Origin of the sequence: Methylobacterium sp. WL7 (assembly GCF_008040085.1) — a bacterium.
GTDB classification, from domain to species: Bacteria; Pseudomonadota; Alphaproteobacteria; order Rhizobiales; family Beijerinckiaceae; genus Methylobacterium; species Methylobacterium mesophilicum.
Window position 1 is genome coordinate 1 of sequence record NZ_VRVG01000084.1, and the last position, 24,071, is coordinate 24,071.

At 62.3% G+C, this 24,071-nt stretch carries 12 protein-coding genes and 9 pseudogenes; 9 read left to right on the forward strand and 12 right to left on the reverse strand.

What is annotated here, in order from left to right; translation table 11 throughout:
- The coding region (locus FV233_RS19380; protein WP_210249494.1) for a glycosyltransferase family 2 protein at positions 1-569 on the forward strand (569 nt) is incomplete at its 5' end.
- A 132-nt stretch (positions 570-701) separates the two neighbouring features.
- Here FV233_RS19380 and FV233_RS31245 read toward each other — a convergent pair.
- Positions 702-845: pseudogene (locus tag FV233_RS31245) on the reverse strand (IS481 family transposase); the annotation flags it as partial.
- An 89-nt stretch (positions 846-934) separates the two neighbouring features.
- On the opposite strand from FV233_RS31245, the pseudogene FV233_RS19390 reads away from it, so the two are divergent.
- Positions 935-1,434 (forward strand): annotated as a pseudogene (locus FV233_RS19390) (transposase); the annotation flags it as partial.
- A gap of 30 nt (positions 1,435-1,464) precedes the next feature.
- Here FV233_RS19390 and FV233_RS19395 read toward each other — a convergent pair.
- Complete coding sequence (locus tag FV233_RS19395) at positions 1,465-2,451, reverse strand: IS481 family transposase (RefSeq protein ID WP_147898476.1); 987 nt, start codon at positions 2,449-2,451, stop codon at positions 1,465-1,467.
- A gap of 104 nt (positions 2,452-2,555) precedes the next feature.
- On the opposite strand from FV233_RS19395, the pseudogene FV233_RS19400 reads away from it, so the two are divergent.
- The 4 genes and pseudogenes from FV233_RS19400 to FV233_RS19415 all read left to right on the forward strand — a co-directional run.
- Positions 2,556-3,194: pseudogene (locus FV233_RS19400) on the forward strand (DDE-type integrase/transposase/recombinase); the annotation flags it as partial.
- Positions 3,195-3,976: 782 nt separating this feature from the next.
- Positions 3,977-4,570, forward strand: a complete 594-nt coding sequence (cysC, locus tag FV233_RS19405) for an adenylyl-sulfate kinase (RefSeq protein ID WP_246690034.1) — start codon at positions 3,977-3,979, stop codon at positions 4,568-4,570.
- A gap of 225 nt (positions 4,571-4,795) precedes the next feature.
- A pseudogene (locus tag FV233_RS19410) lies at positions 4,796-5,589 on the forward strand (IS630 family transposase); the annotation flags it as partial.
- 63 nt (positions 5,590-5,652) lie between these two features.
- A pseudogene (locus FV233_RS19415) lies at positions 5,653-6,192 on the forward strand (IS66 family transposase); the annotation flags it as partial.
- On the opposite strand, the pseudogene FV233_RS19420 reads toward FV233_RS19415, so the two are convergent.
- The 3 genes and pseudogenes from FV233_RS19420 to FV233_RS19430 all read right to left on the reverse strand — a co-directional run.
- Positions 6,185-7,141: pseudogene (locus FV233_RS19420) on the reverse strand (IS66 family transposase); the annotation flags it as partial. The pseudogenes FV233_RS19415 and FV233_RS19420 overlap by 8 nt on opposite strands.
- A 68-nt stretch (positions 7,142-7,209) precedes the next feature.
- Positions 7,210-7,566 (reverse strand): annotated as a pseudogene (gene tnpB, locus FV233_RS19425) (IS66 family insertion sequence element accessory protein TnpB).
- Entirely contained in the window at positions 7,563-7,970 is a 408-nt protein-coding gene (locus FV233_RS19430; protein ID WP_246690035.1) for a transposase, read from the reverse strand. Before FV233_RS19430 ends, tnpB begins: the two are co-directional and overlap by 4 nt.
- A gap of 123 nt (positions 7,971-8,093) precedes the next feature.
- On the opposite strand from FV233_RS19430, the pseudogene FV233_RS19435 reads away from it, so the two are divergent.
- Positions 8,094-8,702: pseudogene (locus FV233_RS19435) on the forward strand (IS630 family transposase); the annotation flags it as partial.
- A 208-nt stretch (positions 8,703-8,910) separates the two neighbouring features.
- Here FV233_RS19435 and FV233_RS19440 read toward each other — a convergent pair.
- Genes FV233_RS19440 through FV233_RS19465 form a run of 6 tightly spaced genes read right to left on the reverse strand, consistent with a single transcriptional unit; the run spans position 8,911 to position 17,624 of the window.
- Positions 8,911-9,810, reverse strand: a complete 900-nt coding sequence (locus FV233_RS19440; protein ID WP_147898479.1) for an efflux RND transporter periplasmic adaptor subunit — start codon at positions 9,808-9,810, stop codon at positions 8,911-8,913.
- Positions 9,807-11,579, reverse strand: coding sequence for an AsmA-like C-terminal region-containing protein (locus FV233_RS19445; RefSeq protein ID WP_147898480.1), 1,773 nt, complete (start codon positions 11,577-11,579; stop codon positions 9,807-9,809). Before FV233_RS19445 ends, FV233_RS19440 begins: the two co-directional genes overlap by 4 nt.
- A gap of 45 nt (positions 11,580-11,624) precedes the next feature.
- A complete protein-coding gene (locus FV233_RS19450) occupies positions 11,625-13,106 on the reverse strand; it encodes a caspase family protein (RefSeq protein WP_147898481.1) in 1,482 nt (493 codons plus the stop codon).
- Entirely contained in the window at positions 13,103-16,207 is a 3,105-nt protein-coding gene (locus FV233_RS19455) for an efflux RND transporter permease subunit (protein WP_147898482.1), read from the reverse strand. The genes FV233_RS19450 and FV233_RS19455 overlap by 4 nt, the downstream gene beginning before the upstream one ends.
- Entirely contained in the window at positions 16,207-17,124 is a 918-nt protein-coding gene (locus FV233_RS19460; RefSeq protein ID WP_147898483.1) for an HlyD family efflux transporter periplasmic adaptor subunit, read from the reverse strand. The genes FV233_RS19455 and FV233_RS19460 overlap by 1 nt, the downstream gene beginning before the upstream one ends.
- A 59-nt stretch (positions 17,125-17,183) precedes the next feature.
- Positions 17,184-17,624, reverse strand: a complete 441-nt coding sequence (locus tag FV233_RS19465) for an OmpA family protein (protein WP_187278168.1) — start codon at positions 17,622-17,624, stop codon at positions 17,184-17,186.
- Between the two features lie 520 nt (positions 17,625-18,144).
- On the opposite strand from FV233_RS19465, the gene FV233_RS30445 reads away from it, so the two are divergent.
- Both FV233_RS30445 and FV233_RS19475 read left to right on the forward strand, forming a co-directional pair.
- Complete coding sequence (locus FV233_RS30445) at positions 18,145-19,620, forward strand: HlyD family efflux transporter periplasmic adaptor subunit (RefSeq protein WP_187278169.1); 1,476 nt, start codon at positions 18,145-18,147, stop codon at positions 19,618-19,620.
- A 163-nt stretch (positions 19,621-19,783) separates the two neighbouring features.
- A pseudogene (locus tag FV233_RS19475) lies at positions 19,784-20,564 on the forward strand (IS5 family transposase).
- Positions 20,565-21,430: 866 nt separating this feature from the next.
- Here FV233_RS19475 and FV233_RS19480 read toward each other — a convergent pair.
- Positions 21,431-23,785: a caspase family protein gene (locus FV233_RS19480; protein ID WP_147898485.1), complete on the reverse strand. Its 2,355-nt coding sequence runs from the start codon at positions 23,783-23,785 to the stop codon at positions 21,431-21,433.
- Positions 23,786-24,071 lie beyond the last annotated feature (286 nt).

Genomic DNA, 24,071 nt, shown 5'->3' on the forward strand with positions numbered 1-24,071 from the left:
TGGTTGGTCATGCCTGTAGAAAGGAGGTTGGTTGCGTTGGCGCTAGGCTATTTTATGGCGATCGGACGCTTCAACATGCTGGGGTAGTTTTAGGTATCGGGGGCGTTGCTGGCCACTCGCATAAACACATGCCTGCTGCCCAACCTGGATATTTTGCTCGGGCCCAGATATGTCACAATGTCTCTGCAGTGACAGGAGCTTGTCTGGTCATGCGAAAAGAGATATTTAAGGAGGTTAATGGTTTCGAGCGCAACCTTGCGGTCGCCTTCAACGATGTAGATCTTTGCTTAAGAGTTCAGCAGAAAGGGTATTTGATAGTCTTTACTCCATTTGCTGAGTTGTTTCATCATGAATCCGCTAGTCGCGGTCTTGATACGACTGCTGAGAATATGCAAAGATTTCAAGATGAACACCGGTTGATGGTCCAGAGATGGGAGTCTAATTTGCTGAATGATAGATTTTATTCTCCGAATTTGAGCTTATCCCATGAAGATTATAATTACAATATTGGCGCAAGTATGGTTGGTCGGATAAACTCTGCTCGGCGTAGCACGCTTCAAAACGACTAAATTGATGAAGCGTGTTCTATAAGGCGTTATTATGCTTCGCCGCATACAGCGGGTCCGCCTATATACCGAGGGCGCCGCGACGCCGGGACGGCTGGGCTCGGCGGACCGTGCCTTGCAGGTGGCCGCATTGAGGGTGAGCTCACGCAAAGGCTTGAGGCGACGGCCAAAATTGTAGGCGCTCAGGGAGTCGGCCAGGTGAGCGCGGGGTTGTTCGTGGCTGTCCTAGTGGTAGTGCTTGACCGTCACGTCCTTGATCGTGCGGTTCATTCGTTCGACCTAAACTGTCCGCCGTCAGCACCCTTGAAACAAATTGAGGGCCTTCACGAACGGAGGATGACTGGTTCATCGTAGCCCCAGGAGCGAAGATGAAACAGACATCCGGGCCGGCACGGAAGCCGGCAGAAGCCGTGATCAAGGATATCCGTCGGGCCACACGTCGGCAGTTCTCGTCCGAGGACAAGATCCGCATCGTGCTGGAAGGCCTGCGCGGTGAGGACAGCACCGCCGAGCTGTGCCACCGTGAGGGCATCGCGAGCTCGATGTTCTATGGCTGGTCCAAGGAGTTTCTCGCAGCCGGCAAGAAGCGGCTGGCTGGCGACACGGCTCGGATCGCCACCGCCGACGAGGTCAAGGACCTGCGCCGCGAGGCAGGCGCGCTGAAGGAAGTCGTGGCCGACCTCGCGCTGGAGAACCGCCTGCTCAAAAAAAGCATGGGCGGGGCTGAGGGCGACGAGGTACGAGGTACCCGGCCCCCGAGAAGCTGGAGATCATCCGGCTGGTCGAGCATTCCCACCTGCCGGTGCGCGCCACCTTGGACAAGCTCGGCATCACCCGCTCGACGTTCTACCGCTGGTACGACGCCTACAGCGTAAGCGCTGTTTTCAGGCTACGGCCCTTAGCTGTCTGGATGTGAGACCTCCTTGGCGTCTGCAACGACGCGGAGGGCGCGTTTGATGAGACTGGGACTGGGCGGTCTGTAGGTTGGGTTGGCCAATGCGGGATCGGCGTCGAGACGCTGGCGCAGCACCATCTCGGGCGAGAGACCTTCGAGCACGCGCTGGCGGCGCCCGTTGTAGGCCGCGCTGAAGCCGCGCAGCACGATCTCCAGGTCGGCGTGGCTGTAGATCATGATGCCCAACACCTCCCGCTGCACCCGGCCGTTGAAGCGCTCGACCATGCCATTGGTCTTCGGCGTGTACGGGCGCGTCTTGCGATGCTGCACCCCGTGCCGCTCGCAGGCTGCCTCGAAAGCATCGGCCGTGAAGCAGGAGCCCCGATCGGTGAGCACGTGGGTTACCTGGAAAGGGAAGGCGTCGAGTGCGTCCGTGAGGAAGGCCACTGCAGAGGCCGTGGTCTCGTCGTCCTTGACCGCGAGGTGCACGTAGCGGGAGGCGCGGTCGGTGGCGACGTATAGGTACCGCTTGCGGGTGGAGCCGTCGCGGTCGCGCAGTTTGGGTAGGTGCTTCACGTCGACGTGGACGAAGCCGACCACGTAGTCCTTGAAGGTGCCGTGCGGCTTCCGGGCCTGCTCGGCGGGCGGCAGCCGGTTGAGGCCCTCCGCCTTGAGGATGCGGTAGACGGCGTCCCGGTTCAGGTGCGGCAGGAAGTGGCTGACGACGAAGGTCAGCGCATCGAGGGGGAAGCCGGTGGAGCGGCGGAGCGCGCACACGATGGCGCGCTCCTCATCGCTGGCGCGCCACGGCAGCTTATGCGGCCGGGCCGAGCGATCGTGACAGGCATCGGGGCCGCGTTTGCGCCATTTGCGGATGGTCTCGGTTGAGACGCCGTAGCGCTTGGCCAGCACCCCGGAGCTCTCGGGCGAGCGAGCGATCTCGGCGCGGACAACCGGAGTGGTGCGGGCCTGGGGATGGATGGCAAGCATCAACGAGCCCTCCTGGCAGGCCGGCGGCGCACACCCTCGAACCGCCAAGCGTAGGCTTTGATCGCCCAGCGTGCCACATCCCAACGACGTTCCGCAACCAAACAATCACCAGCCCGGCCTACATCGTCGTCAAGGCCGCGGACGAGTTCCGCGACAAGACCACCGCGCCAAATCAGCTTTGGCAGACGGACTTCACCTACCTCAAGGTCGTCGGATAGGGCTGGTACTACCTGTCGACGGTACTCGATGACTTCTCGCGCTAAATCGTGGCGTGGAAGCTGTGCACGACGATGCAGGCCAGCGACGTCACTGCCACGCTAGACCTGGCGCTGATCGCCGCTGGCCTCGATCAGGTACAGGTCGTGCATCGCCCGAGGCTGCTGACCGACAACGGGTCGAGCTACGTCGCGGCCGATCTGGCCGACTGGCTCGGCAGCCGCGGGATAACACACATCCGCGGCGCGCCCCGTCATCCTCAGACCCAGGGCAAGATCGAGCGCTGGCACCAGACACTCAAGAACCGCATCATGCTCGAACACGCCTACCTGCCCGGCGAACTGGAGGCGCGTGTGGCCGCCTTCGTCGAGCACTACAATCATCTCCGTGCTCACGAGAGCCTCGACAACCTCACCCCTGCCGACGTCTACTTCGGCCGCGGCGAGGATATCCTGCGCGAGCGCGCACTGATCAAGCGTCAAACCCTCACCGATCGCCGCTTGCGCCATCACGCACAGGCCGCCTAACCTCTTCACCAAGATGGACCAGAGCCTTTGTTCCTGAGCGTCCCGAACCGTCTCAAATTATCTAACAACGGACACTTGCGCGTCATCGAGATCGGTCGCGTCAACTGGGAGCTCCGTAGCCGGTATGGCAATAATGATACTGTCCATGTTAAGTCGGCTGAACGTGCTGTTCTGGCACGTATCGCCGGTGATGAGCCCAAGCTCGGCGATGGGGCCGTCGAGACGACCCGTCACCTCGAGGTTACTGCGTCCCTGTGCTCAAGCCGCGAACCCAAGAAATGGTGAGGCTCAATACGTTGATAATTGTTGCACCGCAAGCGCTGCGGGGTCGCGGTTTTGCGACCTAAAACACCAGTCTCCATAGTGTGAGTACCAAGTTGGCGCTACGACACTGGCTAATCGGTCGCTGGTGCCAGGTGCCGAGACCAAGGAGTACTACGCTGACTTCGATCAACTGGTGCGTGTCCATGCGTTATAGCCGATGGATGCAACAAGCAGGTCGACCGGCATGACCGCCAAAATGCTCATCGTTCTAGACGAGAATCCCCGGTGAATCCGTTCAGAAGTGTGTAACGTCACCGCACCATTGCACCGAAGATTGCAAGCCGCTATTCAGAAAGTTCCATGAGGATTGCTCAGAGCTAACGCCTTTCCGATAGCCCATCCAACTTAGCGCTTATCGAGCCAAGTGCTAGTTTGGAAGACGAGCAATATTTTAGTCGTTCAAATGAATAATCACGCTCTTCATCTCGTTCATAAACCCGAGGATGCGGTACACTAAAATGGTGGAAAATGTTACTTGGCAGTCATTCCAACCAAGAGAAAGGCGCTGGTCACTGTTAGGGCAGCGTCCAGTCATTGTGTGGCTTACTGGACTTCCAGGATCGGGGAAAACAAGCATCGCTAACGTTGTAGACCGAAGGCTTTCAAATGAATCGCGGCATAGTTTGATACTGGATGGCGACAATTTACGACATGGTCTCAATCGCGATCTAGGATTTAGTACGGCAGATCGTTCGGAAAACGTTCGGCGTACTGCCGAGACAGCGCGGCTTATATCAGAGTCGGGACTCATAACTATCATCGCACTTGTATCACCCATCCGTGCCGAGCGCGAGATGGCAAGGCAGATCGCAAGCGATCTCCCGTTCTTAGAGGTTTTTATTGATACTCCTTTGGAGATTTGTGAGCGTCGGGATCCAAAAGGTTTGTATTCACTCGCGCGTGCCGGTAAGATAGGCCAATTCACGGGAGTTTCCGCACCTTATGAGCGGCCACTGCAGCCTGACCTTGTCGTTTCCACGGAAAACATTTCACCTGACGCATCGGCCTTTTCGGTTATCAAGGCAGTAATGAGTATCTCCTGTCTTAACTGACTTTTATGCGTCACATTATTCTCGATCAAGCTAGGAAGGGGTTTTGAATCAACTTTAAGGAAATTCTTTGGATAACTTTCTTAGATGTTTGGTCCCGCGGTGTAGTGTTACGATCGCCGCTGCATGGAGTGACGCGCTATGGACAGGTTCTCCACGGCAGCGCCTCGACGACTGATACCAACCCTCGTTAAGCGGGACTTACGGGGTAGCATCAGCGACTGAAGGATGATTCTGTCTTCGGGTTTGGAGCTCGAGGAGGATGTCATGGCTGCTCCGGTACCGCTGCGGTCAGACTTTGACGCTGACGGTCTGTGCACCTTGGCCAGGCGCGCGCGTGATCCCGCCCAAACACGGCGCCTGCTGGCTTTATCGGCGATCTATGCGGGCGGCTCGCGCTCGGCCGCTGCCGCTCTCGGCGGGGTTGGGCTTCAGACGGGGTGCGGGACTGGGTCGCGGCGTTCAACGCGCACGGTCCGGACGGGCTGATCGGCGGCAAGGCGCCTGGGGCCCGCCCCCGCTTGATGGTCGAGCAGCGGGAGACGCTGCGCGCGTTGATCGAGCAGGGGCCGATGCCGGCCGCCCACGGGGTGGTGCGCTGGCGGCTGGTCGATCTCGCCCAGATCCTGTTGGAGGATCACGGCGTGTTGGTGTCCGAGCAGACGCTGAGCCGGGTCCTGCGAGCCATGAGCTACCGCAAGCTCTCCGCCCGCCCGCGCCATCACGCCCAGGACCCGGACGCCATCCCCGGTTTTATAAAGCCTTCCCCGCCCGCATGGCGGAGATCGCGTAGGCCGTCGGCGGCGAGCCGATAGAGGTCTGGTTCGCCGACGAGGCTCGGGTCGGCCAGAAGAACACGATCACCCGCCGCTGGGCCAAGCGCGGCACGCGACCTGCGGCGCCGAAGGACCAACGCACCGCCTCCGCCTACATCCCTCATCCTGAGCCTGTCGAAGGACGGTGAGATCTGCCCCGCCCTTGGCAAGGGGGCCGGCCTCGTCATGCCCCGCTGCACCACCGAGGGATGGCCTTGCATCGTAAGCGCTGTTTTCAGGCCACGGCCCTTAGGGCTGGCATGGCCGGGTTATTGCTGGAGCCATGTCCGTCGCGCCTTCTACGAACTCGCCGCCGCCTCGCCGATCGCCACGGAGGCGCTGGGGCGCATCGCCGCGCTGTATCGGATCGAAGCCGAGATCCGTGGTCGCCCGGCCGACGAGCGGCGTGCCGTGCGTCAGGAGCGAAGCCGGCCCGTGATCGAGACGCTGGAGCCGTGGCTGCGCCAGAAGCTCGGCCTGATCAGCCGCAAGAGCAAACTCGCCGATGCGATCCGCTACGCCCTCTCGCGTTGGGCCGGCTTGAGCCTGTTCCTCGACGACGGTCGGGTCGAGATCGATTCCAATATCGTCGAGCGCGCGATCCGACCCCTAGCCTTGAACCGCAAGAATGCGCTTTTTGCCGGCTTGGACGGCGGCGGCCAACATTGGGCGGTGATCGCTTCGTTGATCGAGATCTGCAAGCTCGTCGGCGTCGAGCCGCACGCCTACCTCGCCGACGTCATCACCCGCATCGTCGAGGGCCACCCGCAGCGCTATCTCGACAACCTGCTGCCATGGGCCTGGCCAGCCGGATCGTGCCGCCCTTGGCCAGCACCTCGTAGGCCGCATAGCCATCGACCTGCAGCACGTCTTCAAACCCAGCCAAATGCACGATCGGTTGGCCGGCAGTGCGATCGAGGGCGTAGACGTAGGCGACACCGGGTGGATCGGATCCGCCCCAGGGCCGGTCGTCACGGGCGTAAGCCCAGATTTGGCCGGTCTTGGTGCGCCCGCGCCCGGGATCGAGTACGGGGGCCGTGGTCTCGTCGGCAAACAGCTTGCCCGAGCGCTTCAGCGTCTCCAGCAACCGCTCGTGCACCGGCCGGAGCAAGAAAGCGGCGCGCCCGACCCAGTCAGCTAAGGTCGAGGGATCGAGGACGACATCTTGGCGAACGAAGATCTGCGCCTGGCGGTAGAGCGGCAGATGGTCGGCGTATTTAGACACCAGCACCTGTGCGACCAACGCGTCGGTGGGCAGGCCGCCCTCGATCAACCGCCCCGGGGCGGGTGCCTGCACGATCGCGTCCCCGCAGGCCCGGCAAGCATAGCGTGGGCGGCGGAGTACCAGCACGCGGAACTGCGCTGGCACGACGTCAAGGCGCTCGGACACGTCCTCGCCGATCTTGTGCAGGGCGCCCGAGCGGCATGGGCAGGCGGTACTGTCGATGTCGATGAGGGTCTCGACCCGCGGCAGATGAGCTGGGAGCGCTCCGCGGTTGGTGCGACGTTTGCCGACCCGGACCGCCTTCTTGGCCGGCTCGGCCTCTTCGGCGGCGTGGCCCGCGGCCTCGACCTACTCGGCCTCTTCCAACCCGAGCAGAAGCTGATCCTCGGGCAGGCTCTCGGCCTGGCGTCCGAAACGGTGACGCTGCGTCGCCAGGATGATCTGGCGCAGCCGCTCGTTCTCGGCGCGCTCCTCGGCGAGCAGCGCCTTGAGCGTCTCAGGATCGTCTGATGAGGGCGAAGCAGGCTTGGCCACGAAGTAGCTTAGAGCATATCTACCAGCGACTTAACACTGCAACGAAGTCTGCTGCCCAGCCTTTTTGCTCAGCCTGCCACCGCCGGCACGCCGACCGGACGAGCCGCATGGATGCGCTTCCAGTCCAGCCCTTCAACGAGCGCCGAGAGCTGCGCCGCGCTCAGCCGGACCACGCCGTCCTCGATCTTCGGCCAACAGAACTGGCCAGCCTCCAAACGCTTGGTCGCGAGGACCAGCCCGCCTCCATCCCAGACCAGAAGCTTCACCCGATCGGCGCGTTTCGAGCGGAACACGTACACCGTGCCGGAGAACGGATCCGCGCCCATCGCGTCGTGGACCAGAGCGGCCATTCCGTCCATACCCTTGCGGAAATCGACCGGCCACGTGGCCTACATCACCCGCACCGCGCCAGATGGCCCGATCATACGGCAGCCTTCAGCGCCCAGATCACCGCGGCGATCTGAACTGTGCTTGCGTCCTGAGCGATGCGAACCGTGGCGCCTGCGATCTCCACTTCGATGCCGTGACAGCTGCGTGGCTCCCGCCGCTCGAGGCTGCCCTCAGCAGGCGCCGGCCGCTGCGGGCTCACATTCAGAACGGCCGGAACGAACCGAAGCGTAGTCTGGTCGTCGTGCGTCTCGACCGGCCGCGCCAGACGCCGCCACGTGAACAGCTGCGACGCACTCAGGCCGTGTCGGCGGGCCGCCGCGCTGATCGAGGTGCCAGGCCGATCACTCTCGGCGACGATGGCCGCCTTCTCATCCTCCGACCACGTTCGTCTCCGGCCAGCCCCGGTAAATACCTCCAGGCGCCGGACCGGCTCCGACATAGCCATACGCCCTGACATCGACATGTGACGGAGCTCCAACCCACTCCGTAAATCGTCTCCGCGCCGCGGGGCAAAAGGTGTCCTTCAAACACCGCTTACCCCCGACGCGCGCGATCTCACGTAAAAAAAAAGACAGCGCACGCCGCCGAGCAGAATCGACCGGACGTGAGGACTGCGCGCGAGGCCTGGTTCGAGGGCCAGTCCGATCTCGATCCGGCCCGCCTCGTGTTCCTCGACGAGACCTGGACCGCGACCAACATGGCCCGCACCCGCGGGCGTTCACCGCGCGGCGAGCGGCTGCGCTCGCCCGTGCCGCATGGCCATTGGAAGACCACGACCTTCGTGGCGGGCCTGCGCCTATCCGGGATCACCGCCCCATTCGTGCTGGATGGGCCGATCAACCGGGACGCCTTCCAGACTTACGTCGATCGCGTCTTGGTGCCCGAGCTCGCTCCCGGTGACATCGTCGTCATGGACAACCTCGGCAGCAACAAGGGGCCGGCTGTGCGCGCTGCCATCGAGGCGGCCGGCGCGCGGCTGTTGTTCCTCCCGCCCTACAGCCCCGACTTCAACCCCATCGAGATGGCGTTCTCGAAGCTGAAAGCGCTGCTGCGCAAGGCCGCGGAGCGGGCCGTCGAGGGTCTGTGGTCGGCCATCGGGCGCCTCGTCGACACCATCACACCCGACGAGTGCGCCAACTTCTTCGCCGCCGCAGGATATGATCCAGATTAAACCGAAAACGCTCTACTTCAAACAATTTCATCTATTAGAAAAAACCTAGCCGATATCAATGCGATTCTTATGTATTACATGAGTACGCCATTTGAATTATATTGCTGCAGCGACAAATCAATCTAAGGGCCTGTTTGCTGCCCAAAGTCGTTGATTTAACTATTAAGTCGGCGAAGAATGGCGTCTCAACTCGAGGAATCTGTTGTTTTCATCGCAGCAATACTGGTTCTACCCGGTCGCCTTCTCTTAGAAACGATCCGGCTCGAACGACTACGAGATCCGTTTCGGAGAGGCCAGAGCGAATTTCGGCCTCGGCACCGTTCAGCAGGCCGACAGTGACCTGTCGCGTTTCGACTCGATCTCCGTTAACAACTCGCACGACCGTGCCATCGGCTTCATACTGGATAGCAGAAAACGGTACTCCAAGGCCACAACGCTGCTCAACCGTAACGACGGCACGGGCGAACGTGCCAACCCTGATATCTCGAGGCGTTTCTACTGTGACCTTAATTTGATTATCTTGGTTTGCCGGGTCGGCGCCAGGCTCTATTTGGCGTACGCGCCCATTGAGACTTCTTCCATCTAGTAAGCGTATGATTGTTGAATTATCAATTTTAACAAAATTGATAATAGCCAGAGGGGCCTGAGCCACAAAATCAATTTCGCCGCGCGCCGAAATCTGAAACATTGGACTTTGCTTGGGCGAAACCGGCTGTCCAATTGACACGTTGCTTCTCAGCAGAATGCCAGATACCGGGGCCGATATCGTCATAGCGGGTAGATTGGCGCCACTAAGCGGCACCAGCTGGGCTAAAGCTTGTCCAGACAAGACCGAGTCGAGAGGCTCGACCATGATCTGTGCAACCTTGAAGCCTTCCCGATCCGGTACCACGTCGATAGTCTTGCGAGGCATTAAGTGGCCTGGCAATTCTATTTTATCGTTGAAGCAATTTTTCTGCGCAGACCGCACGCTTACTGAGCTTGTGACATCTGGGCGTCCGGTCTGTGCGACGGTCGGCGCAGCAACAATTGTTACGAGCGCGCAGCAGATCGCGAATCGCGTTGTGCGTGAACCTCGGGCGATTTGCCTTCGTTGCGCAGCGCTCATGGTCGGCTCTTGGAGTTATCGCGCCGCTTAATAAAGCTTTCAAAGATGCTTTCAACACCATTTAAACGCTTTGGTTGCCCACTTGAAGTCTGCCCGCCACGGTCCCGTTGATCTGGTACACCCTCTCGGCGAGGAATATCTCCGCCGCGGCCCAAGAGACCCGCACCGAGGTTCGTCAATCCCTCCATCAGGGCGCCCGGATCCTGTGCAAGGCCTGATAGATCTGGTTCGATGGATGGATTTGACCATGGGCCCGCGATCCGGATCGGCACGTCAATCCGCCCGCCAGCGAGCACGGTGATGGGCTTGAGCTGCAAGTCCATCGTGCCGCCAATCAGGTCAAAATCACCAATCCCCTTGGCGTCAATCAAGTTCGTTTTAAGCCGTAGGTCATCGGTGTTCGCGCGGCCGCCGCCGATCGTGAAGTTCGCGCCGAGACGGTCGAGGCGGGTAGCAAGGCCGCCGCCGAGTTGCGTCAGGCCGGCCGCTCGAGCAAGATCAAGGCCGTCGATCCGGCCGTCGGTGACAGCGATCTCCACGCGGCCGGTCGCGCTTGCCAGCATTTCTGGCCACGTGAAGCCCTGTGCGCCGACATCGATCCGGCCGGCGCCCGCCCCATCTAGACCTGAGGCGCCGATCGCGTCGAGCAGCGGCCTTGTGCGTACGCCCGCCACGTTCAAACCGATCTCATGGCGCAGTTTCCGATCCGCTGCGGCCATGACGTAACGGCCGCGCACCGTGCCGCCGTACAAGGCTGCTTGTTCAAGGGCCGTGTCTAGCTGCCCGTCCCGCATTCGCGCGGCTAGAACTACCTCCGAGGCTTCGACGGCGCCGACTATCAGCCGCTTGATAGACACAACCGCCTGCCCCTCGAACCCGGCGATCCAATTCAGGTCTGGCAAACGCATGACGCGCAACGGCACAGCTATGCCGTTGGCCCGATCGCCCCGCAGGCGCGTTTCACGCCCGTTCAGCGAAAGGGCGTCTAGCTTCAAGGTAGCTTCGATTCTCGGCTTTCCGTCTGAAGCATCCGCCCGGAGGTCACCGGCGAAGGGAACTTTATCGATCGTGCCGGCGATCTCATCGATTCGAAATTGCAAACCGCTACGCAGCACGTGCGCGCTCGCGAACACACGCGGCCCATCTTCAGGCATCAGCGTGACCTGCAGGGTGCGGGCGCCGTCAGGTGCGCCAGGCGCGAAGACGATCGACAGGCCTGCCTCGGGCAGATCAAGGGTGATCCCGGGATCAACCGCAACCGAAGTCTTCGCGAGATGCAGGGTGGCGGCGATCATGCTGGCGGTAAAAGTATAGGTTCGGCCCCGATCTCCCAATGAGATTCCGGGCGCCTGCAAAGTGGCACGGATCTCAGAGAGGTGTGCCGCAGCGTCACGGCGGGGGTGCGGCACGGCTGGAGAGGCGGAGCCTTCGAGTGGGAGCGTCATGCTCGCCACCTCGATGGACGCACGAACTGGGCCGCCGTCTCCCAGCAAGACAGAAACCGATGGGACGACGAGTATCGAGCCGAAATGACCTTCGAGTCCGTTTTCGCCTTGGACCGTCACGTCGCGCAGGATGAGGCCGCGATTTAGATTGAGAGCGAGATCGCCAATGCGCCACCGTAGGCCGGTCTCTTGGCCGAGCCGCTCCTCAACGAAGCTGCCGAGTTGACCCGGAAGCCAGTGGACTGCCAGCCAAACCGTAGCGACTATCCAGATCATGGCTAACGCGATGATCGACTGTCGCCGAACGTTCACAGATGTAGCCATCGTGGAACCATCGGATCCTGATCTCGTCGAGCCATCCCGTGTCCCTCAGCGGACGCCGTAAGTCGCGAAATCCTTATCGATCTGCGGATTAAGCGCTTTGGCGCTCGTTATGTCCTTTTCACCAGTTGCTACGTCGCCGAGGCGCTTCAGGGCGAGCCCGCGCCCATAGAGAGCGGAGCTGTGCCGTGCATCGCGCTTGAGCGCCTCGCCGTAGTCCGACACCGCGGCCTGGAATGCTCCAGATTTGAGGTTCACCAGACCGCGACTGTCGAGTGCATCGAGGAAACCCGGGCGCAGCTTCAGAGCCTCGTCGCAATCCGCCAGCGCCCGATGCAGGTCACCCGCGACGGCGTGCAGCCAGCACCGATTGTTATATGCCTCGGGGCTTGTGGGATTGAGACGGAGCGATCGGTCGAAGTCGGCGATCGCCGCCGCAGCATCGCCCCGCTGGGCGTGGAACTGACCGCGCTCGTAATAGGCGACTTCGTCGCGGGAATTGCGACTGATCCGGTCGTCAAGTTCTGCGAGGCGCTGCCGCTCCTGCTCGCCCCGACGCTCGTCGACCCGGTACGCCTCGGTTGGCTGCGCCTCGGCTGCGGAAGCGTGTTCGCCCCTCCGCGTCAACAGCGGCTCATCGCGCCCAAGCGCCTCTGGTTGCGTCCGAGCCATCGCTCCATCCCCCTTGGGTAGGAGTTTCGCTGCAGCCGGCGGTGCAGATTTCGCCTCCGCGGCGGGTGCAGGTTTATCCATTGGGACCCGGGGCCGGTCCAGATCGAAGAAGAAGGTCTCGCGCAAATCCGTTGATATGGCCGGGGTCGGCGTCGCATTACCGCGCTTCGCCATAGAGTCGCGCACCGCCTCGAAGACCCGGTCGACGCTCACGTCCGTCCCAATCTGCCGCACCAGCTCGGTAACGAACGGACTCCGCGGTCCGGGGCCGTCGCCGGCTAAGCCGCCGGCAGCCGCAACCGATATAGCGATCCCACCCTGCGGCGCTGGGATTGGAGCAAGACCCTGGGAGAAGCTTCTGAAGCGGCGCTCGAACGGGTTGCGCCGCGAGGCGTCCAGGACCAGGACGCGGATCCCAGCCTGCCGCTTGGCCAGAATCTCAAGAAGTCCGTCTACCGAGATGCCGTCGCGAACCACGTCGGTCTCGCTCCAGACGCGGGCGTCGACCGGGACCAAATAGTTGCGGCGGTTCACTTGGATGCCATATCCAGCAAAGAACACTAGGGCCACACTTTCGGGCTCGACGGTGCGGGCGAAGCGATCGATGGCCGCCTGCAACGCACCACGCCCGACATTCTCGGCCAGGGTCACAGTGAAACCGCGATGTCGCAGCGCCTCGGCCATAGCGCCTGCATCGCCGACCGGGGTCGTCAGAACCGCGTCGCTATCTGGGTAGGCTGCCTCAGCTACGACCAGAGCTACTCGGCCGCCCGCCGCCGCCGGGACGATCAGTGCCGCCAAGGCCGCGATAGCGGCCGCGAGCGGGAACTGCAGCCGGGACCAGCCCCACATCCTCATGTCGCGTGTCCCTCCGGTGGTGCTATGCCGTTCCCAAGGCCGTCGGTCGCGGCACGTCGCGGCTCGGCTGCACCACGACGACCGAATCGAAGGTCCGACAGGCGTGAGACCGCGATAAATACCGCAGGCACGAAGACGAGCGACAGCAGGGTCGAAAGGATAAGGCCGCCGATCACCGCGAGGGCCATCGGCGAACGGAACTCGCCGCCGATTCCGAATGCGAACGCGGAAGGGAGCATGCCGGCCACCATCGCCACGGTGGTCATCACGATCGGGCGCGCCCGCTTCCGCCCCGCATCGATGATCGCGGCGTCGCGGGCCATGCCATGCTGGATCGCCTCCAGCGCGAAATCCACCAACATGATAGCGTTCTTGGTGACGATGCCCATCAGCATGAGGATGCCGATATAGACCGGCATGGTGAGCTGGTTGCCGGTTACCCAAAGGGCCAACATAGCGCCGCCGAGCGAGAGTGGCAGCGAGAACAGAATTGTCACCGGCAACAGGAATGAGCCGAACAGCAGGACGAGAACGGCGTAGACCATCATCAGGCCAGCGCCCATGGCGGTGGTGAAACCATCGGCGAGTTCAGCCAGAGATTCGGCGTCGTCGCCCTTATCGACGGTGACCCCCCGCGGCAGAGCTGCCATGATTGGCAGCGCGTCAATTGCCTGCTGCACGTCGCCGAGGGCAGCGCTCGCCGTGATGTCACAGGCCACTGTCGCCTCCCGCATGCGGTCGTAGCGCGAGATGTTGGTTGGCCCTTGATGGAACTCGAGATCGGCAATGGCCGCCAGCGGGATCGACCCGACGCCTTTCGGCACGCGCAACTGCTCTAGGACGCGCCGGTCGACCCGCGCCCGGTCGTCAAGCTGGACGCGGATCGGTAGCAACCGGTCGCCAGCGTCGAACTTGGCGAGGGCTGGGCCAAAATCGCCAATCGTCGCCACCCGGATGGTTTCGGCCAGGAGGGTCGGCGAGACGCCTAGCCGAGCGGCCAAGTCGAGGCGGGGGCGGATCCGCAGCTCCGGCCGGTCGAGGGTCGTGCCTGAGACGACATTAGCCACCCCCGACAGGCGGCGCATCTGCCCCGCGAGCTCGTCGGCGACATTGGCGACGACGCGCGGCTCGGCGCCACGGACCACCAGCGAGACCGCCCGCAGGCCGTTCTCATCCACAAAGTAGAAGCGGATGTCAGGCACCTGCCGCAGCCGCGCGCCGATCTCGCGCTCTAGGTCGCGCTGCGAGACCTTGCGGTCGGCCTTGGGTTTGTAGGTGACGATGAAAGAGGCGCGGCGCGACTCGATCGGCTCCTTCGGCACGCGCCCGCCATCGATGAATACGCTGCGCACTTCCGGCAGGCTTCGGATCACCTTTACAACGTCCTCAGTGACTTTTTCAGTGTCGGCGAGCTGCGTGCCCGGCGGCAGTTCAAGAGCCATGACTGAGCGGGACGAGTCCTGGGCTGGCAGAAACCCCTTCGGTAGAAGGTAGATCGAGCCGATTGAGGCTGCGAAGCAGGTCAGGCCGAGAAGCAGTGTCAACCCATAGTGTCGGACAGAGAAGGTGACGGCTCGTGTGTAGCCGCGCAGGATCGGCCCCGGCGGGCGTACGACCTCGGGATGTGGCTTCATCAAATAGGCGGCTAACATCGGCGTTACGAACCGTGCTGCCAGTAGCGAGAAGAACACCTGCACGGCGACCGTCACGCCGAACTGCTTGAAGAACTGTCCAGCCACGCCAGACATGAAGCTTGCGGGCACGAATATCGCGATGATGGTGAGCGAGATCGCAATCACCGCGAGTCCGATCTCGTCGGCGGCGTCGATCGCCGCCTGGATGGCGGTCTTTCCCATGCGCATATGGCGGACGATGTTCTCGATCTCCACGATCGAATCATCCACCAAGATGCCTGTCGACAGGGTGATCGCCAGAAAGCTAACGAGGTTGAGTGAGAAGCCGAGCATCTCCATCGCCCAGAAGGCGGGGAAGATCGACAGCGGCAGCGAGACCGCCACGATCACCGTGGCCCGCCAGTCGCGCAGGAATAAGAATACGATCACCACTGCGAGGATCGCGCCCTCGAAAAGGGTGTGGATCGCTGCATCGTAGTTGCCGAGGGTGAAGTCGACTGAGGTGTCGATCAAGTCGAGGTCATATTCCGGGTTGTCCGCTCGGATCTGCTCGACCCGCTGCGCGATGGCCTTGGCAACCACCACGTCGCTCGCCCCCTGCGCGCGCTTGACGCCGACCGCGACCACTGGTTCGCCGTTGAGCCGCGCGAAGGTGCTTCGGTCTGCTACCGTGTCGGATACGCGGCCGAGATCCTCCAGGCGCAGCTGCCCGCCCGCCGGCAGAGTTATCATCGTGCCGGCAAGTTCGTCCAATGTCCGCGCGGAGGCGAGCGTCCGGATCGCCTCATCCCGACCGCCGATCTCGGCCCGCCCGCCCGTGACCGTAACGTTGGTGCCGTAAAGCCTCCGGCTCACGTCCACCGCCGTCAGCCCGAAGGCCTCGATGCGGTCGGGGTCGAGCGAGACCAGGATCTCGCGCTCGACGCCACCGATCACTGCGACCTCGGCCACGCCCTTCACGTCCTGAAGCGAGCGCTTAACGGTATTCTCCATGAACCAGGAGATCTGCTCAGGGCTCTTATCCCGGCCGCTGGCTGCGTAGGTGACGATCGGCAAGCCGACCACGTCGACCCGCTGGATTAGGGGTTCCTGAGCGCTCTGCGGCAAGTTCGCTCGCACCCGGGTGACCGCGTCTTTGACGTCGTTGAGAGCCCGATCCGTGCGGGTCTCTAGCCGGAACGCGATGGTCGTAACCGAGAGGCCGTCGGTGACGGAAGAGGCGATGTGGCGGGCGCCCTCGACGCCCGAGACACCATCCTCGACGACCTTCGTGATCTGATTCTCAATCTCGGCCGGCGCCGCCCCTGGTTGGACTACCACCACCGAAATCAGCGGGATGTCGGCTGCCGGGAGCCTAGTTATGGGCAGGCGGTTAAAGCTAAACCAGCCGAGCGCCAGCAGGACAATGGCGGCGACGATCGAGGGCAGTGGGCGTCGGATCGCGAGGGCCGAGAAGTTAGCGGACATTAGCGGACGTCCCCTACCTTGCCGGTGATCACCGGGGTCACCCGGTCGCCAGGCCGCAGCACCTCGCCGGCGCTAGCGACCACTGATTCGTCCTCCGATAGCCCCTCTCGGACGCGGACGACCTCGTCGTTGGTGAGTCCGATTCTGATGCCACGCGTCTCAACTTTCGTCCCGTTGAGTACTTGCACGGTAGGTTCGCCGTCGCGATAGGTTACTGCTCTACGCGGTACTGCGAGGCCGCAATCTCGGGCGGTCTCCACGATTGCGCTCGCGAACTGTCCGGAACGCAGGGCGTCACGTGATTCGACGGCGATGCGGGTCCGGCCGAGCTGAGTGCGCGGATCGACCTCGGCCACGGCTGAACGGATAGTGCCACGAATTTCAAAGCCGTCGTCGCGCAGGATCTGCACTGACGTCCCGGCCTTTATCTTGGCGGCGTGCATGCTCGGAACATCGACGATGAGGTCGATGCCTTGATCCGCCGCGATTCCCACTAAGGGCTCCGTATTGGTAGAAGCGGATGTGATAGCGCCAATGCGGGCATCGAGCCGCATAATCCGCCCGGCAATCGGCGCACGTACAACGTAAATCTCGGGCGTCTGCTGGGCCACCTGCGCCGTGCCTTGCCCTGTCCGCGCCGCGCGCAGGATCTCCTGCCCTACAGTGACGGTGTCGCCGAGGGCGACGAGGATCTCGGTCACGCGGTATCCATCTAATGGAACCACAGCGCCGCTCTCCTCGTGTGGGCGCGCGAAGCCGGTTAGGCGGACGCGCTCCGTCAGGCACACCGAACCCGCGCGCACACCCAGCACGCGCGTCCCTTCAGGTGTGCTCTGGGCCCAAACCGGACCGGCTGCGACAGCAAACGCACATTCAAGTAGGGTTGCCGCGCTCAACAGGAAAATGAACTTGCGCATGATCTAACGCTTATCCGAAGCCCCGCTTTGCAGTTGCAGGCTTCCCCAGCCCGCTTCGCTCATCGCGAGGCCGATTTGGCCTGCAGCATGTTTGCGGCCTGAACGCGGCGGTTCTCCTGTCCCTCGGGATCGTTGGGGTTTTTAAGGCGACTCTTGCCGTAGCCGACCGTGATTAAGTTGACGGCCGGCAGGCCGTAGGTTCGAACGAGGAACTGCTTCAGCGCATCTGCGCGGCGTTCCGAGAGCCTTAAGTTGAGCGCGTCGGACCCCCGCGCGTCGGTGTGGCCGGCGATCATGAAGGTCTGGCCCCGCATGGACGGGTCCGATAGGGCGCGCCCGAGGCTATTTGCGTTTTCGAGGGCTTGCCCTTGTAGCACGTCGGAGCTCCGCTCGAACTCCATAGGCAAGTCAATTTGCGGCTTGGCCGCCGCGACCGTGTCGAGCTTTTCGCGCTCGCCGAGCGATAGGGATCGACTGGATCGACTGCGCAAGCTGTCCACGAAGGCGGTATCGGCTGTACCCCCCGGGGGGGGCGCCGGCGTCTGTGGGCCGAGCGTCAGGCCGCGGGTTCTTGGTGCGTTCGGTGTCGGTGTTAAGGCCTTCAGAATCTGTGCGTCGCTGACCGCCTGCGCCCTCACTGGCTCGGCCACAACAACCAAAATCATGCACAAGAGGGCGGGAGACACTTTCAATACGTGCATCGGATTTCTAGACATTGAATGAGATCAGTCGCGGAGGAGCCTGAGCCTACAGCTCAGCCTTTTCATGATTTGAAAAGAAAATCAACGCCTTCTTTGCGTCAAAATTTTGTTGTATAGAGAGAAGAATTTCAGTTTAATGCCCGCCAAAACAGGGTGTTAGCTACGCAGGAGAATACTGCGTAGCTCGAGCATCGGTATAATAGACCAACCAGGAATTGTGAATGATCATCGTTCCGATTGGCCAGAGACGCGCGGTGCCAATCGTCCCATTGGCTTCCAGTCTCGGCCTATGCGCGGGCTTCGATTGGAGTCTTTGCCGGTGAAGCGTACAATTGCGGCGATCCTCGCCGCCGACGTCGCCGGCTACTCGCGTCTCATGGCCGAGGATGAAGAGGATACTTTGGTCCGCCTGGCCGCTGCCAAGGCCATCTTCATGCACGCAGTGTTGAAGTACGGTGGTCGAATTTTTAACACGGCCGGAGACGCGATCCTAGCTGAATTCCCAAGTGCGGTTGAGGCTCTGCGCGCCGGTCTGTCGATCCAAGCCGAACTCGCCGAGCGTGACCACGACACGCTTGCACAGCGGCGCGTGCGCTTCCGCATGGGTCTGACGATTGGCGATGTCGTCGAGGTCGACGGCGATCTGCTCGGAGACGGCGTCAACGTCGCTTCGCGGCTGGAGGGCATTGCCGAGCCGGGCGGGATCTGTATCTCCCGCTCCCTACACGAGGCCGTCTCCGGGAAGGTGCAGGCGACGTTCCGCGATCTCGGTCCGCAGAAGCTTAAGAACCTGCCGCGCCCTGTCCATGCCTTTCGAGTGCGCGCGCTTGCCATTGATGCGGCTCCTAAGGGGTTTATCCTAGCCGTACGGTTCAGCGGCAGGCAATGGTTGATCGCTGGAATACTGCTCGTGCCGCTTGTCTCCAGCATCTGGTATGGTGCCCGTCGCCATGTAAGCGGGAGCGATGAGAACGCGCAGCTTGCTGAGGCCGCCGCAGACAACTTGATTTCGATCTCGGCTAGCGTGACTCGAGCGAGGACGCGATGCTTCCCGGACGCCATCCGTGTCACGGGGCGGATTGTCCCGCAGCAGGAAGTCGAGGTGCATCCCAGCGTTGAGAGCAAGGGCGCCAGAGATGTCCGGCCCCTGGCCGAGCCGCTCGCGAAGGTCCGTACCGGTCAGATCTTGGCCGAGTCTCTCCGCCCCGGTGCGCGAGACCGGCACTCGACGGATGTGCTTAGCCCGGTCGACGGCATCTTGATCCAAGCGTCCGCCGAGGGGGGCGGGCCAGGACCGCTCGTCTTCCGGATCGCGGCGGACGCCGCGTTCGCACTGCGCGCGGAGGTCCCGTGGACGACCCTAGCAGAAATTAAGATGGGCCAGAGCGCCTCCGTCACGCTCCTCGGCGCCGAGCCACGTCCGGGTCGCATTCGCTTCGTGGCGCCGGATCTCGACCCATCGACCCAGCTCGGGCGGGTAGACATCCTGCTTGAACCTAACAGCGCAGATGCGCCACCTCGGGTGGGACAGTTCGCAACGGCCCTGATCACCCGGGGGGAGCGTTGCGGCATCGCCGCGCCGGCTTCCGCTATCGTGTACACGGGCGAAGGGCCGGCGGTCTACGTCGTTCGCGCGGGAAAGATCGAGGTTCGCCCTGTGGCAACTGGCCTGTTCAGGGGGCGGGAGGTTGAGATCCGGAACGGTTTGTCTGAAGAGGAAACCGTCGTCGCCCGTGCAGGCGCTTTCCTGCGCGAAGGAGATAGAATTCACCCGCTGGTCGTCGATCATCACTAAAATTAGATGTTGAATTTCGGGCCCTTCTTAAGATAGGTCGAATGGGGCGATCAGTGCCTATGCAAAGTGGATCGCGGGTGTGCGCTACTGTCATTCTAAGAACGCCTAACAGAAGAGCGTCTAACAGAACGGCATTGAGCGGGGTTTTCAGCGTTGATTTGGCATGGCCAGACCGCTTCTCCCTGATGATCTTTGGGACGAGATCGCGCCGCTCCTTCCGCCGCCTCGGCCGCGTCCGAGGGGCGGGCGTCGTCCAATTGAGAGCCGGGCCGCACTCACGGGCATCCTGTTCGTGCTGCGCTCGGGGCTGCCGTGGGAAATGCTATCGGCCGAGATGGGCTGCGGCTCCGGCATGAGCTGCTGGCGTCGGCTGCGGGATTGGCAGGCGGTGGGCGTGTGGAGCCGCCTGCACGCAGCGGGTGCGATCGATTGGAGCCGGGCCTGCCTGGACAGCGCGTCTGTCCCGGCCAAAAAAAGGGGCCTGCCACCGGCCCAAATCCGACGGACCGGGGCAACCCAGGCACGAAGCGCCACCTCGTCACCTACGCGCGCGGCACCCCGCTCGGCTTCTGCCTGAGCGGGGCCAACCGGCACGACAGGGTCATGATGGTGGCCACACTCGATGTCATCTCTTCTGTGCGGAGCGGTCGACGAGCGCGACCGCGACGCCGTCCGGACAAGCTGCACGCTGACAAAGCCTACGATGCCAGACCCCGCCGCCAGGAGTGCCGGGCGCGGGGCATTGTCCCGCGCCTCGCGCGTAAGGGCATCGAGAGCAGCGAGAAACTCGGTCGTCACCGTGGGTCGTGGAGCGGACACACGCTTAATTCAACCGTTTCCGTCGACTGCCCGTCCGCTACGAGCGACGCGGAGACATTTACGAGGCCTTCACGAGCCTTGCGGCCAGCCTCATCATCCTCAACCAGATCAAACGGTTCTGTTAAACGCTCTAAGAGGGGCTGCTGATGCTCGCCACCTATCCCTAGATAAGTAAAACCTCAGCCGTGCGCGCTTAGTGATCTCCTGTTTGCACATGAGCTCCGGCTTGCGAGGCAAGCGCTACGGTGTGCGCGCCGAGACAATACGCAAATGTTGCAATCTTGAACTCAACCTCTGTCAGAATCACTTGGCACATCCTCACAAATTCTCGTGGCGGGCCAAAGCGATGAGAAACGCGTCATCGTGTTCGCGCTCTGTCGCTTCACTGATTTTCCCTTAGACGCGCTGACCTTCGTCGTCAGATACTTTTCGCCAGAACTGAACCACGAATTGGTCTACCGCATCCTTTAGGCAGAGGGCCTCAATCGGCACAACGCTATCTCACGCATGAGTAAGTAGATATGACCCGGAGTTAAACTCGTCCAAGTCCGCTAAATCAGAAAAAATCGTCAATTTTAATAAGCAACTCCGAGAATTAAAAGGCTGACATATCGACTTCGTGCGCCAGCTTTGGGCCCCAAGCTTGAAGTGCGTGCGGCCGCCTCCAAGTTATGCCGCATTCCTGGCCCCTTAGTGACCACATGTGGGCGCTTTGATTGAATATTGGCAGCGGTTCCAACCCGTGAGCAAGTCACAATCTCAGATCGTCGGGTATCGGAGCGAGCAACCGTTGGAGACATAGCTAACATGCAACATGTACATGTAGCTGAAAATATCATGTTTCGAGCAAAAGATTTCATTTTGTCTCCGCTGGATTCATGGGCTGCTTTAGTGAAGTTATTCGACTCGTTTCAAGAAAAATAAAAACACTGATCCCCGGATGGCAAGATTTGATACTAGGAAGCCTTTTTTGCATTAAACTCGCCTTTGCTCAAAAACCAATGCCGACTATGGTCGAACCGCCACCCGAGGAGCGAAGCTGCGGCGCTGCAGCGCGGGCTTCGGACCGCCCCTGCGGCGCCGGCTTCGGCCGGGCTGTGTGGATGGCCTGAGCACGGTCAGCCAACTTGGCGGCCCGGCGACGCTGCTCGTTCGCGGCGGCCCGCTCGACCACCCGCCGAGCCGCCGCTTCAGCTTTCCTGCGATTGACCGCGGCAGCATTTTCGGCCGCTCGACGACGCTCATCGGCCGCCTCGCGCCTACTGGCGGCGGCCGCACGCTCTGCCTTCTGCTCGGCAACTACAGCTGCCGCTTCCTCGGCGCGGTGGCGTTCGGCTGCCGCAGCAGCGGCGGCCTTGCGGCGCTCAACCTCTGCGGTCTTGGTCAGCTCGGCCGTCGACTTGTCTTGCGCGCTTTGCTCGGCCGCCGCCTTCAGCTGCGAAATCTCTAACGCCTTACGACGCTCCTCGGCTTCCTGCTGTTTAGCAGCCAGTTCGGCCGCCTTGGCGCGCTCGCGCTTCTCGGCTTCGCGCTGCTCGAAGGCTAACTCAACCGCCTTCGCGCGCTCGCGTGCCTCGGCCTCACGGGCAGCCACCTCCGCAGCGGCCTGGGCCTGCTCCCTCTTTTGCACCTTCGCCTGCTCGGCTGCCTCGCGCTCCCTATCTTTCTCTGCCTGTCGGCGCGCCTGCTCCTCGGCCTCCCGAGCCGCTTTGACGACCGCAGCCGTCCGGCTCGCTTCCTCGATCTCCCGCTTGCGCGTGGCGATCTCGGCTTCTATCAGCGCGCGCTCTACGACGAGAGCGGCGGCTCGCTCCTCCGCTTCCCGTTTGCGCCGGGCGACCTCAGCAACGCGGGCGGCTTCCTCCTCCTCGCGCCTGTGCGCCAGGGCTTCGGCGGCGCGGGCACGCACTTCGGCCTCCCGTTGTTTGGCGGTGGCCAGGACCTCCGCCTTTTGCCGGGCAGCCTCCGCGGCCATGGCCTTCTCGGCCTCCTCTCGCTGACGCGCGGCCTCACGGTCGAGGCGCTTGCGCTCGTCCTCGGCAGCCTTCCTGTGCTGCTCGTCCTCATCGCGCTGCCGCGCTACCTCGCGCTCCTGGCGCAAGCGCTCTTCTTTCTCGCGGGCGAGGAGCTCCACCTTGGCGAGGCGCTCCTGAGCTTCCGGGATCAGGGGCGACGTTTTGTAGGTCTCGATGAAGTTTGCGATCGCCCCAGCATCCGTCGACGCTTTGAGCCGGTTCCAGGCGCGGAACTCGGCCGCCGTGGGTCGCGGCGTCGGAGCGGCCGACGGAGCGTCAACGTGGGGCGAGATCCGTGGGCGCGCCTCGCCGCCGACATCCGGATCACCACGCAGGGCGACCTGGGACACGCCGGCGGCCCCCGGCGCGGCGAGCTTGGCGAGCTGCATCCGCGCGAGGTCGGCGTACAGGCCCGCCTTGTGTGTGTTGAGGTACACCTCCCATGCCGCCTTGGACCCGACCCGCTCGACGATCTCGTAGTCAGACTTGGCGAGCACCGTCTCGTCGCGGGTATTGGCCATAAGCGCGGAGTTCGGAGCAGTCACTGGGACCTCCACCCGCGCCGGAACCAGCGCAACGGTCCCGCCGCCAAGAGAGCCGTACACGAACGGTTCTTGCTGACGATTAGTGGCCTTCAGAACGTCGTCGCGCACGCGACCGAAGGCGAGGCGCACGTCGAGGCCTGGTACGGTAAGGTTGGCGAGCAACGCGGTCGTGAAAGGAGAATGCGCCCCTTCACCATCGTTTGCCACGGCCTGAGCCTTCGCCGCGTAGGCAATGAGCGTGTCGGTCTGCTGCGGCTCGACCTTCCCAAGGCCGGCGCTGATGGCCCGCGTAGCGACCCGGCGCTTGATCTTACTGGCGAACGGGTTATCGCGACAGGCGTCAAGTATGACGAGGCGCAGGCGCTTGGCCGCTTCGAGCGCGCCGAGCACACGGTCCAGCGGAATTGCCTCGTCTTCAGCGTCGCGCTCGTTCACGAACTTGGCGTCAGTAGGAATAAGGTAGTTCGCGTCGCGAATCTCAACGCCATGGCCGGCATAGTAGACGACGGCGATATCCGAATCTGCGACCGCGTCCTCAAACTCTCGGATTGCTCGCTTGAATTCGAGATTGCTTGTGTCGTTGCGTGCCGCCACTACCTCGAAGCCGGCTTTCCGGAACAAGTCGGCCATCGCAGTGGCATCGCTCACGGCGTTGGGCAGCTTCGGCACGTTTTCATAGCCGCCAATGCCAACGACGAGCGCGACTCGGCGGCCTTCGGCTACGGCCTGCTCTACGAACAACATCAGCACCGCGCTGACGATTATAGTAACCGCGGACCGAATCACTGGCCTCACCTTCGCGCGCCCTTGACGGCGCCGAGCCGGATTTAGACGGGCAGAATAGCCCGATGAAGCTATGCGCGATCCCAGGCAGCTATGCAAGAACAGCTAGCCCTGGTCGGAGAGCTAAATCACGTTGAACGATAGACCGACGGGATCTCGAAGTTCTCCACCAACATAATTCAACTTAATACTTGAGGCGGTAACATTAGAATACCACACCCTAGCCGCCGAAAAATACAACACTGAGCCATAAATACGACAGCTTTAGAAACGAGACATGTGTTAATTT